This window comes from Pseudoalteromonas sp. UCD-33C (assembly GCF_001306895.1).
Taxonomy (GTDB): Bacteria; Pseudomonadota; Gammaproteobacteria; order Enterobacterales; family Alteromonadaceae; genus Pseudoalteromonas.
In genome coordinates, this window is the sequence record NZ_LJTB01000001.1 from 461,424 (window position 1) to 474,208 (window position 12,785).

Below are 12,785 nucleotides of genomic sequence, written 5' to 3' on the forward strand. Positions count from 1 at the left end.
TGTGAGTAAAAATTTTTCTGTTCAAATAACAAACAAATCAACCTACCCGTCAAACTGTTATCAAAAGTCAATACGAAAAGGGCAAAAAAAAGTCACTTTTGTTCAATTTATAGCCTTTGATTTTTGCTAAAAAAGCCGTAAACTTAGCGCCCCTTGAAAAGAGGCCAATTGAATAACAGTGCGTATCGGTTCATACCAACTTGAGAACAATGTAATTGTCGCGCCAATGGCAGGCATTACAGACAGACCATTTAGACAACTTTGCCGTCGCTTAGGTGCGGGCCTTGCTGTTTCTGAAATGCTCTCGTCAAACCCGAAAGTATGGAAAACCGAAAAATCGATGAACCGTATGGATCACAGCGGTGAATCGGGAATTCGTTCGGTGCAAATCGCCGGAGCCGATCCTGAGCTTATGGCACAGGCAGCACAATTCAATGTCAGCAATGGTGCACAGATCATAGATATCAATATGGGGTGCCCAGCTAAAAAAGTGAATAAGAAACTCGCAGGCTCAGCCTTATTACAGTTTCCTGAATTAGTACAAGAGATACTCGATGCCGTTGTTAATGCTGTCGATGTCCCTGTCACTTTAAAAATCCGTACCGGATGGGATCAGGATAACCGTAATGGTGTCGAGATTGCGAGAATAGCTGAACGTTATGGCATTGCCTCACTGGCAGTACACGGGCGAACGCGCGCATGTATGTATAAAGGTGAAGCAGAGTACGCCACAATTAGGGATATTAAACGTTCAGTGTCTATCCCTGTCGTTGCCAATGGTGATATTACTTCACCAGAAAAAGCAAAGCAGGTTTTGGATTATACGGGTGCAGATGCCATTATGATTGGTCGAGCCGCCCAAGGTCGCCCTTGGATTTTTAGGGAGATAGACCACTATTTGCGAACTGGAGAACATTTGCCAGCACCTGAAATTTCAGAAGTGCGCAGCATTTTGATGGAGCATTTAGACAATCTTCATCAGTTTTACGGGGAGCCAATGGGAGCGCGTATCGCTCGAAAGCATGTATCTTGGTATTTGCAAACCCATGACAGTGACGGTCAGTTTAGGCGAGTATTTAATGCGTTAGATAACCCACAGGCACAAGTCGACGCATTAGAAGAATACTTTAAAACACTAGCAGCTAACTAAGAAAGAAAGAGACATATAACGATGTTCGAACAAAACGTGACTTCTCCATTTATCACAAACCCTCATGTACAGTCACACGAGAAACCACAGCCGTTGCGTGATGCAGTGAAAAAAGCTGTTCATCACTACTTAAAGCAACTTAATGGTCAAGACGTACAAGACGTATACGACCTTGTTCTTTCTGAGCTAGAAGCACCATTACTTGAAGAAGTAATGACGTACACGCGTGGTAACCAAACTCGTGCTGCAATCTTACTAGGTATCAACCGTGGTACTTTACGTAAGAAGCTTAAAAAATACGGCATGAACTAATACTGGTTATATTGGACTCGTAGTAAGCCAGCATATTTTTTTGCTAATAAACGCTTACTAATCCAATACAACTGATATAAAAGTTTTTAATAAAAAGCACCTTAGGGTGCTTTTTTTATAGCTGTTAAAAACTATGCAAAATCCTCACGCTTTAAACGTCGTTTTTTAAAGCAGATTCAGTTAAAATACCGCCTTTCTAAGCTAGCTCAAACATTGAGGTAATCAAAACTACAATGGATACACATCGTCCAATTCGTCGCGCACTATTAAGTGTGTCAGATAAAACCGGTATCGTTGAATTTGCTCGCGCTCTTGAAGCACAAGGCGTGGATATTTTATCAACTGGCGGTACTTGCAAATTACTTGCTGATAACGGCATCAAAGTCACTGAAGTATCTGACCATACTGGTCACCCTGAGATCATGGATGGTCGCGTAAAAACACTTCATCCAAAAATTCACGGCGGCATCTTAGCGCGTCGCGGTCAAGATGAAGACGTAATGGAGGATCACAACATCTCTGCTATCGATATCGTTGTAGTTAACTTATACCCCTTCGCAAACACTGTTGCGAAAGAAGACTGCAGCCTAGAAGATGCGATTGAAAACATTGATATCGGTGGTCCAACTATGGTTCGCGCTGCGGCGAAAAACCATAAAGACGTAACTATCGTAGTTAATGCAAAAGATTACGACCGCGTAATCAGCGAAATGCAAAGCAACAACGGTTCAACAACGTATAAAACACGTTTTGATCTAGCTATTGCTGCTTACGAGCACACAGCTCAGTACGATGGCATGATTGCAAACTACTTCGGAAAAATGGTTCCTGACTACACAGAGGAAGCTGCTGAAGAGACTAAATTCCCACGTACTATCAACATGCAGTTCACTAAAAAGCAAGATATGCGCTACGGTGAGAACTCACACCAAGACGCTGCTTTTTATGTTGAAAACGACCTAACTGAAGCATCTGTTGCGACTGCAGTTCAACTGCAAGGTAAAGCACTTTCTTACAACAACATTGCTGACACTGACGCAGCATTAGAGTGTGTAAAAGAATTCGACGTACCAGCGTGTGTTATCGTAAAACATGCGAACCCTTGTGGTGTGTCAATTGGTGACAACATTCTTGAAGCTTATGATCGCGCATTCAAAACTGACCCTACATCAGCATTTGGTGGCATCATCGCATTCAATAAAGAACTTGATGCAGACACAGCTGAAGCTATTGTTGCTCGTCAATTCGTTGAAGTTATCATTGCACCTAAAGTATCTGAAGCTGCAGCCCAAATCGTATCTGCTAAGCAAAACGTACGTTTATTAGAATGTGGTGAATGGTCTGGTAATGCAACAGGTCACGACATCAAGCGTGTTAATGGCGGTATTCTAGTTCAAGACCGCGACCTAGGCATGGTAACGCAAGGCGACCTTAAAGTTGTATCTAAGCGTCAACCAACTGAGCAAGAATTAAAAGATTTATTATTCTGCTGGAAAGTAGCTAAATTCGTTAAGTCTAACGCAATCGTTTACGCACGTGACGGTATGACTATCGGTGTAGGCGCAGGTCAAATGAGCCGTGTTTATTCAGCGAAAATTGCTGGTATCAAAGCCGCTGATGAAAACCTTGAAGTAAAAGGTTCAGTTATGGCATCGGATGCATTCTTCCCATTCCGTGACGGTATTGATGCAGCAGCAGAGGCTGGCATCACCGCTGTTATTCAACCAGGTGGTTCAATGCGCGATGAAGAAGTTATCGCTGCAGCTGACGAAGCTGGTATGGCAATGGTATTTACAGGTATGCGCCATTTCCGCCACTAATCACATAAAGGGTTAAGCACATAGCTTAACCCTTTTTGTTTGCCACAAATTCACGTATTCTGATTAATAATAATAATTACCCATATAATGAAGGAACAGATGATGAAATTTGCCGTAAAATCGTTACTTGTTGCCAGCCTTGCACTGACATCAGCACAGGCTTTAAGCCATTCTCATGAATCAGCGCTTACACAAGCTGTGCAATCAAGCGAACGTGATGCTAAAAATAGCGCACGTGATAAATATCGCCATCCAGTTGAGACACTTGAGTTCTTTGGCTTTAAGCCAAACATGACAGTTGTTGAAATTGCACCGGGCGGTGGCTGGTATAGCGAAATTCTTGCGCCAGCTGTAAAAGGCCATGGTGTTTACTACGCGGCACATTTCCCTGCTGATTCTGACGTGGGTTATTACCAACGTTCATTAGCTGGTTTTAAGAAAAAGATGAGCGATGACGCACGCTTCAGTGAAGTTAAACTAACTGAATTTGCGCCAATAACACATCTTGATATTGCACCAGCGGGTAGCGCAGATCTTGTCTTAACATTTAGAAATGTACACAACTGGTACATGGGTAAAGATAAAGAAGGCGCGTTAAGTGCGTTTAAAGCATTTTATAAAGCACTTAAACCAGGCGGCACTTTAGGTGTGGTTGAACACCGCCTACCTGAAGCGCGCAGCGACGAAGATCAGAAATCATCAGGTTATATGAAGCAAAGCTATGTAATTGAAATTGCAAAGCAAGCTGGCTTTGAACTAGTGGCAAGCAGTGACATTAATGCAAACCCTCTTGATACAGCGGATCACCCTAAAGGGGTGTGGACACTACCACCACGTTTAGCACTTGACGAAAAAGATGCTGCTAAATATAAAGCGATTGGTGAGAGTGATCGTATGACGCTGAAGTTTAAAAAACCGCTATAAATAGGATTATACGCCATGAATGTACTTGTCATCGGCAGTGGCGGCCGCGAACACGCTCTTGCGTTTAAGGCTGCACAAAATACTAAAGTAAACACCGTTTTCGTTGCTCCTGGTAACGCAGGTACTGCACTAGAGCCAAAACTTGAAAACGTAGCTATCAACGTTGAAGACCTAGCAGGTTTAGTTACTTTTGCTAAAGAAAACAACGTTGAGTTAACTATTGTTGGTCCAGAAGTACCGCTTGTTTTAGGTGTCGTTGATACATTCCGTGAAAACGGTTTAGCTATCTTCGGCCCAACAGCAGGTGCTGCACAGCTAGAAGGCTCTAAGTCATTCACTAAAGACTTCTTAGCACGTCACGACATTCCAACTGCTGACTACCAAACGTTTGAACAAATCGATCCTGCACTTGCTTACCTAAAAGAAAAAGGTGCGCCTATTGTTATTAAAGCTGATGGCTTAGCAGCAGGTAAAGGCGTTATCGTTGCAATGACTGAGCTTGAAGCTGAAGAAGCTATCCGCGATATGCTTGCAGGCAACAGCTTTGGTGAAGCGGGTAGCCGTGTAGTTATCGAAGAGTTCTTAGAAGGCGAAGAAGCCTCTTTCATCGTGATGGTTGATGGCAAAAACGTACTGCCATTCGCAACTAGCCAAGATCACAAACGCGCTTACAACGGTGACCAAGGTCCGAACACTGGCGGCATGGGTGCATACTCACCGGCTCCAGTGGTGACTGATGAAATTCACCAACGCATTATGAACGAAGTGATCAACCCAACGGTTGAAGGTATGGCAAAAGAAGGCCACCCATACACTGGTTTCTTATACGCAGGTTTAATGATCACCGCTGATGGTACGCCAAAAGTAATCGAATACAACTGTCGTTTTGGCGACCCTGAAACACAACCTATGATGCTTCGTCTTAAGTCTGACCTTGTTGAGCTTATCGAAGCGGCTAACCGTGAAGAACTAGATAAAACAGCAATCGAGTTCGACCCGCGTGCAGCAGTCGGTGTTGTATTAGCAGCAAAAGGCTACCCAGATAGCTACCCGAAAGGTGATGTAATCAGCGGCTTGCAAGTTACTTACCCTGAAGGTGAGAAAGTATTCCACGCAGGGACTAAGCAAGACAGCGACAACGTAGTAACAGCTGGCGGTCGTGTACTTTGTGCTACAGCACTTGGCAACACAGTAACCGAAGCGCAACAACGTGCTTATAAACTGGTTGAACAAATCAGCTGGGAAGGCATGGAATATCGTACTGATATCGCTTACCGTGCAATTGCTCGCGAACAGAATTAAGGTCAAACCAGTCTAATTCTGAAAAAAGCGCAGTTTATCTGCGCTTTTTTAATGCTACACTGTTAAGAACATTTGCCTAGATAAAGAACTAATTTTGAATAATAAAGCACTGAAATATAACTTTGTTTCATTTCTTATTCTGACAATTTTGTTTTTTATCATTGCTACCCTAGCTGCACATTTAGCCAGCCCTACCCGCTACACTATAGATAAAACAGCCCCCATCTACAGTAATACAGCTTATCGAATAGATAGTAGTAAAGCGCTGACTCTCGAGCAGTTTTTAGCTGAACCAGACAAACTTAAACAGCGCCCTTTTAAAGATGTAGAGTGGGATTTAGCGGCGCAAGATTATTGGTTAAAGCTTGATTTAGAAAACCGTCAAGCAAAGCCTGTGGAGCTGGCGATTCACTTTGACAACCCTATGGTTGATTATCTTAGCGTTTATCATGTTGATGATAAGGGGCAGCTTATAGATACAACCGAATTGGGTGATAAAGTATCAGGCCTCAGTTTGTTTCAGTACAGTACACCGCACAGCATGCTCACCATGCAGGGCTATGAGCAAACATCACTCGTTATAAAAATTGATACGGTTGGGATTAGCAAAACGCCTATCAATATTTATGGTGAAAAAGAGTTTCAAGATCTACTACGTTCGCAATCAGGAATTTGGGGGATCTTCATTGGTGTACTGATCATGGCAGCCTTGTATAACTTGGTATTATTTTTAGGGATCCGTGACCGCGTCTACCTTATTTATATAGGCTACATCATCTCAGCACTGCTACTTATGGGCTCAGTGCTCGGCTTTGGTTTTTACTTATGGCCGTTATCGTGGCAAATCTTTTTTAATGAGCAAGTGGTCTTCAGTAACTACGCGATTGCATTTTTCACTGTCGCGTTTTGCACCATGTTCTTACGCTACCACAAAGACAATTGCCGCTTATACAAACTCAGTATCAGCTTTTTAGCCTTGCTGTTTAGCCTCAGTCTTATCAGCTTTTTTATGCTGGAATACCATTCTTCAAAAATCTTTTTTGCCATCATGGTGCCGTTATACATTCTATGTATTTGCATGATTTACAAAAAGTTGGTGAGCGGTTTTCGGTGGGCAAAATTTTATGTCATGTCGTGGGTGCCACTGATTGTAGGCGCTGCCATTCAGCCTTTAGAACTAACGGGCTTTATTCCTTATAGCTTTGCAGTTAGGCACATATTTTTAGTCGCCATTCTCTGTGAGATTGTGCTCATGGCAATGGCGTTGGCAGATCGCGTTCGTTATCAACGTGAAAAAGCGCTTTATCATGCAACCCATACCCAACAAACTGAGCTACTCAACCAAGCAATGCTCAAACAAGCCTATATGGCGATTACCTCGGAGCAAAGACTCGCTAATCTTTGTTTAGTGAAAATAGAGCAATTTAATGCCCTAATGAGCATTCTAAAGCCAAGCCAAAGCAGCCAAATAATTATTACTGTTGCCCAATCGCTAGAGCATCAAATAAATAAAAATAGGCAATTTATTAATTTAGAGTCAGCGCTAGATAACAGTCCAAAAGTGGCTGACTTAGGCAATGGTGTACTGGCTTTTATTTCTACCAAAATTCAATCTCAAGCAGAGCTGCACCAAGAACTGAGCAACTTATGCAAACAGCTGCCTAAGCAGTATAAAGTGGCAGGCTTAGACCTGCAGCTTTACTACCGTTATAGCATTACCGAACCGGTGAGTGATGATGGCTTTGATATATGGCTACAACGTGGCTACTTAGGTCTGTCACAAAAACAACAGAACATCGACTTTAATACACCGCATATCGATATGGATGTAAGCCTTGCCGCTGAGTTACAACAAGCAATGCGAAGCAATACCTTAGCCATTTACTTACAGCCCATTATTAATTTACGCAATGGTGCTATCTGTGGCGCAGAGGCATTGTTACGCTGGCCTACAGCGGGTAAATACCTGGACATTGAGCAACTCATTTTATTGGCTGAACGTACTGGTTTAATTAACGAGTTGAGCTTATGGGTGATTGATCAGGCTTGCCTAGCTGCTGCCCAGCTTAATCGACAAGGCTATCGCGAGCATACCATTAGCGTTAATTTAAGTGCCAAGAATCTAGCGATCCCAAAGCTTGTCGAAAAAGTCGAAAACACCATTTTAAAGCATGGCATTACTGCGGATCAGTTAAAATTTGAATTGACTGAATTTGCGCTTATCAAAAACCATGATGAAATGGTCAGCTTTATCAGCGAACTTAATAAACTCGGTAGCAAGGTGGTACTCGATGATTTTGGTACTGGTTACTCGTCGTTGAACTACTTAGTAAATTATTCATTTAGCACGATTAAAGTCGATAAGAGCTTTATTCTGGATTTAGTGAATAACACCACCAACCAAGTAGTGGTAAAAACGGCTATTGATATGGCTCATAACCTTGATATGAATATCACCATCGAAGGCATTGAAGACCAAGAAACAGAAAAAATGCTGATCAAGATGGGCGCAGATCAAGGGCAAGGCTATTATTACAGCAAAGCGGTGCCGATTAATGAGTATCTAAGCTTTATTGCCTCACAATTTAAATAGGCCGTGTTACACTGCCCTTTTTAACATCTTTAGGGGCCATGTAAAGATGCAAGGTACGATCAGAAAATTAAAGTCGACACTGACCTCTCCTGTCGAATATCAATTACCTATCGGTGATGAGCTAGTTTCATTAAATGACTATATTGGTAAGCCGCTCACGCTGACATTCACCGGTAATATTTTTTGCTGTAACTGTGGTAAGAAAACCAAGAAAAGCTACTCTCAAGGCCACTGTTTTGTCTGTATGCGCAAACTGGCTAGCTGTGACATGTGTATCATGAAACCTGAAACGTGCCACTTTGATAAAGGCACCTGTCGTGAGCCACAGTGGGGTGAAGAAAACTGCATGATCCCGCACTACGTATATTTAGCCAACACTTCAGGCCTAAAAGTAGGTATTACCCGCCATACTCAAATTCCTACACGCTGGATTGACCAAGGTGCGACGCAAGCTTTACCTATCTTCAAAGTACAAACCCGTCTTCAATCGGGTTTAGTTGAGGTTGCCTTAGCCGAATTTATTGCTGATAAAACCAATTGGCGAAACATGCTAAAAGGTCAATCTGAAGCGATTGATTTAAAAGCTGCTGCTGCAGAGTTGATCCCACAAATTGATGCTAAGTTAAGTGAACTTGCAGAGCTATTTGGCGCAACAGCCATTGAAAAGCTCGATGAAGATGTAGTTGAGCTAGACTACCCAGTAAGTGAATACCCAAGCAAAATCAGCTCTTTCAATTTTGATAAAGCACCAGAAGTATCAGGTATTTTAAAAGGCATTAAAGGCCAGTACTTAATTTTTGATACTGGCGTCATTAATATTCGTAAGTTCACTTCTTACGAAATTAGCCTAGCTTAGGCACTTTTTTCACTATTGAGATAAAAATCATACCATTGCTGCTTCGTTATTGGGCGGCAAAAGTAATAGCCTTGAATGGTATCGCAGTTAAGTGAACGTAAGTAATTTAACTGCTCTACCTTCTCAACCCCTTCCGCGACAACATGAATACTCAAGCTTTTCGCAAGGCTAATAATCGCCGTAACAATTTCACTATTACCGTATTCATCTGGCACTTTTGCGATAAAGCTGGCATCTATTTTTAATGTATCAATTGGCAGTTTGGTTAAGTAGCTTAAAGCCGAATAGCCCGTTCCAAAGTCATCTAACGTAATATGCACACCTAGCTTTTTAAGCGCGAGTAACTCTTGCTTAGCCTCACTAAAGTGGCTGATAAAACAGCTTTCAGTGAGCTCTACTTCAAGCTTGTGTGGGTCTACATCGTAACGCTCAAGTAAGCGCTCAACATTCGACGCTAATTGCCCCTGACGTAAGTGATTTGCCGAAATATTAATTGCTAAGCGCCCTGCCTCAATACCTTGTTGCTGCCATTTTTCTAACTCTTTACAAGCTTGCTCGATGACCCATAAATCAAGTTTCACAATTAGGCCTAGTTCTTCAGCAAGGGGAATAAATTTAGCGGGTGATATCACCCCAAGGTTTGGCTCATGCCAACGTAAGAGAGCCTCTACCCCTAAAATTTTGCCTGAATTTAACTCCTGCTTAGGTTGGAAATAAAGCTCAAACTCATCGCTTTCTATGGCGTTTTGTAATCGGCTCATCATTGCCAATCGCTCTAAAGAACGTGCATTCATCGCAGGTTTGAATAATTGAAATGAATTACGCCCCACTTCTTTAGCACGGTACATAGCAATATCTGCATGCTTAAGCAGTGTAGCGCTATCTACGCCATCATCAGGGTAAACCGCAGCGCCAATTGAGGCTGTAATCGCAACCACATGCTCGTTAATAGCAAGCGGCATACTCACCTGCTGCAAGACTTGTTCGGCAAAGTTGAGCAGTGTTTCAACCCGATTTACTTCGCATAATAAAACAAACTCATCGCCACCTAAGCGCGCAAGAGTATCCCCTTCAGGTAGAATTGATAAAATACGCTCTGCCACTTGCTGCAATAAGTTATCACCAGCGTCATGCCCTAAGCTGTCGTTAACCTCTTTGAAGCGGTCTAAGTCGATAAACATCACCGCTAATAGATCGTGGTTTCGTTTGGCGCTGCTAAGAGCTATTGAGAGTCTGTCATGAAATAAGCGCCGATTAGGCAGGCCTGTCAGCTCATCGTAATAGGCGAGCTGGGCAATTTTTTCTTCTGCACGTTTGCGCTCTGTAATGTCGCTAAAAATTGCCGCATAAAGCACTTCATCAAAGTTAGGGTCTTTAATCTGGATAATGGTGAGCCACTCTACAAACTCTTCACCATCTTTTTTGCAATTACAGATCTCCCCTTGCCAGACCCCTTCGTATTCAATGGCATGCCACATTTTTTGATAAAACGAACGGCTATGTTTTGTAGAGCTTAAAATATTGGGACGCTTACCGATTACTTCATGCTCAGCAAAGCCGGTCAGTTTAGTAAAAGCAGGGTTAACTTGAATAATAGTGCCGTCTTTACGGGTTAACATAATGCCATCGAGTGAGGCATCAATAATTTTATTTGCTAAAAATAGGTTACGTTGTGACTTTTGCAAAGCAATATCACGCTGCTCTATGGCCCGTTCAAGCTCGCAGCAATAAGCTGACTCAATCTCTGTGATCAAATCAGCAAATGAAATCACCCCGCAAATTTCATCATCTCTGACCACCAAATGACGCACATTACGCTCTGTCATAGTGCGATACGCATCAAATAAACTGCTTTCACAATCAATTTCAATTAACGGGTAGCTAGCATATTGCCAACAAGGATTTAGCCACTCGGTTTGAATGATCAGCTCAACAATATCACGCTGAGTAATAATACCGTGCAGTTCAAGCTCTCGGTTATAAACCAGTACACTATCAAGGCGGCCTGCGCGCATCAGTTGCACAACCTCTTCTATCGGTGTTTGCGCATCAACTATCTCTAGGTCAGTGCGATACTGCTCATGAATAGGTCGAAATTGTAGGTAGTGGTCCAAACCTTGGTTATGCACAATATCCGAAAGGTTTAACATACCTGCAGGCTGATTCTCACTATCCATCACCAATAAATGACGAATGCCATGCTGTTGAAAACGTAGGGTTGCATCACTGACAGAGCATTGATTTGGTACTGTAATAACAGGCGCCGACATGACCTCGTGAATGGCAAGGTTCTTATAGAGCGGGCTGCTGATGTCAATTTTCAAACAATCAGCCTCAGTCCAAATCCCAACAACAGACTGCTCATGCTTGATAAAAATCGCCGTCACATTGTGAACATGCATCAACCTCACCGCATCGACCAAAGGCGTATGCGCAGGACACGATACCAACTTTTGCGAAAAGACATCACTCACCTTTTGATGTCGTCTTGGTTGATTCATAAGTCGACTTTCCTAGTTCTTACATGAATTGGCAATTATAATCATTTCAACCTATGCAACTTTGACACAGGACAATAAATGCACTCATCATTTCCTAAGATTATTTTTTCAGACCATGAAATAGCATTAGTTGAAGACGAAGCCGATATAGAAAGCTTTTTATATGGCTTAAGTGAAGAGCAGCAACATGAAGCGATGCTACTTTTGGCAACAGGGCAGTATGTCAACTTGCAGGGAGAAAGCGTGAAAGCATTAACTGATATAGAGCTTGCTAATAGAGTGACTGAGCACCTAGCACAAGAGGGAGTATGCTGTTTAAGTAAGGTTACTCGGCTTACACCAACGCAAGCCTTTGCGATGCTGGCAGATTAAGGCGCATCCACCAGCGCTTTAATGTGCGCAACGGCACTACGACCTAGAGCTGATAAAGCATAGCCCCCTTCAAGATAAGAGATAATCCCTTTGCAATCTTGCTGCTGACAAAACTCAGCTAATTGCGTGGTTAGCCATGCGTAATCGTCTTCAACAAATTTCAGGCTTGCCATGTCATCTTCAAGGTGAGCATCAAAGCCAGCACTAATAAACAACAGTTCAGGTTTAAATTCATTGAGTTTTGGCAGCCACTGCTCAAGGTAAACAGCTTTTAAGTCATTACCATCACTGGCAATTGGCAGCGGTGAGTTAACTAAAGTCGCGTTATTTTCAACCGCAGTATTTGGGTAAAAAGGGTGTTGAAACAAAGAGCAAAACAACACATTGTCATCATCTAAAAAGATATCTTGCGTGCCATTACCGTGGTGTACATCAAAGTCCAAAATAGCGATACGTTTAACACCTTTGCTTTGCGCGTATTTCACGGCAATGGCTAGGTTATTAAAAACGCAAAAACCTGCAGAAGTGCTACGGTTTGCATGATGCCCTGGCGGTCTAACCGAGCAAAATGCGGCATCCAGTTTATCAGCAAGGATTTCATCAACGGCGAGTAATCCAGCACCAACGGCTCGTTCAATTGCTTTCATTGAATCTGGGCACAGCCATGTATCGCCGTCTAATTCAGCAAGTCCTTCATCGGGAATTGTTTGCTCTACATGGCTTACCAAAGGTTCATCATGAGCACGTAAAAAGTCGTCGCGGCTGGCTTTAGGAGCTTGTAAGTGAGTAATTGCTATATCAACACCACTTGCTAGCAAGCGGTCGGTGATCACATCTAAACGCGCAGGGCATTCGGGGTGATCCTCAATCATTTTATGTTTACGACAAAATGGATGTGAGATAACTGCCGTTCTCATAATACGCTCCTTGAATTATTTTCCCCCAGTATAACAAA

General features: G+C 42.6%; 10 protein-coding genes. 8 read left to right on the forward strand and 2 right to left on the reverse strand.

Annotated elements, in window-relative coordinates; translation table 11 throughout:
* Positions 1-178 precede the first annotated feature (178 nt).
* From dusB to AOG26_RS02035, 7 genes are all read left to right on the forward strand, one after another.
* Positions 179-1,150, forward strand: coding sequence for a tRNA dihydrouridine synthase DusB (gene dusB / locus AOG26_RS02005; protein WP_054560983.1), 972 nt, complete (start codon positions 179-181; stop codon positions 1,148-1,150).
* A 21-nt stretch (positions 1,151-1,171) separates the two neighbouring features.
* The gene (gene fis, locus AOG26_RS02010) at positions 1,172-1,462 is read left to right on the forward strand and encodes a DNA-binding transcriptional regulator Fis (protein WP_002957804.1); all 291 of its coding nucleotides are present in this window, start codon (positions 1,172-1,174) and stop codon (positions 1,460-1,462) included.
* Positions 1,463-1,695: 233 nt separating this feature from the next.
* On the forward strand, positions 1,696-3,282 hold the full coding sequence (purH, locus tag AOG26_RS02015; RefSeq protein ID WP_054560984.1) for a bifunctional phosphoribosylaminoimidazolecarboxamide formyltransferase/IMP cyclohydrolase: 1,587 nt from the start codon (positions 1,696-1,698) through the stop codon (positions 3,280-3,282).
* Positions 3,283-3,384: 102 nt separating this feature from the next.
* Complete coding sequence (locus AOG26_RS02020; protein WP_054560985.1) at positions 3,385-4,206, forward strand: class I SAM-dependent methyltransferase; 822 nt, start codon at positions 3,385-3,387, stop codon at positions 4,204-4,206.
* A gap of 15 nt (positions 4,207-4,221) precedes the next feature.
* Positions 4,222-5,508, forward strand: coding sequence for a phosphoribosylamine--glycine ligase (gene purD, locus AOG26_RS02025; protein WP_054560986.1), 1,287 nt, complete (start codon positions 4,222-4,224; stop codon positions 5,506-5,508).
* A gap of 94 nt (positions 5,509-5,602) precedes the next feature.
* Positions 5,603-8,101, forward strand: coding sequence for an EAL domain-containing protein (locus AOG26_RS02030; RefSeq protein WP_054560987.1), 2,499 nt, complete (start codon positions 5,603-5,605; stop codon positions 8,099-8,101).
* Positions 8,102-8,147: 46 nt separating this feature from the next.
* Positions 8,148-8,957, forward strand: a complete 810-nt coding sequence (locus AOG26_RS02035) for a DUF2797 domain-containing protein (protein ID WP_054560988.1) — start codon at positions 8,148-8,150, stop codon at positions 8,955-8,957.
* Here AOG26_RS02035 and AOG26_RS02040 read toward each other — a convergent pair.
* Complete coding sequence (locus AOG26_RS02040) at positions 8,954-11,458, reverse strand: EAL domain-containing protein (RefSeq protein ID WP_054560989.1); 2,505 nt, start codon at positions 11,456-11,458, stop codon at positions 8,954-8,956. The genes AOG26_RS02035 and AOG26_RS02040 overlap by 4 nt on opposite strands.
* Before the next feature lie 78 nt (positions 11,459-11,536).
* Here AOG26_RS02040 and AOG26_RS02045 point away from each other — a divergent pair, with 78 nt between their 5' ends.
* Entirely contained in the window at positions 11,537-11,830 is a 294-nt protein-coding gene (locus AOG26_RS02045; RefSeq protein WP_054560990.1) for a hypothetical protein, read from the forward strand.
* On the opposite strand, the gene AOG26_RS02050 is transcribed toward AOG26_RS02045, so the two are convergent.
* Complete coding sequence (locus AOG26_RS02050; RefSeq protein WP_054560991.1) at positions 11,827-12,747, reverse strand: histone deacetylase family protein; 921 nt, start codon at positions 12,745-12,747, stop codon at positions 11,827-11,829. The genes AOG26_RS02045 and AOG26_RS02050 overlap by 4 nt on opposite strands.
* Positions 12,748-12,785 lie beyond the last annotated feature (38 nt).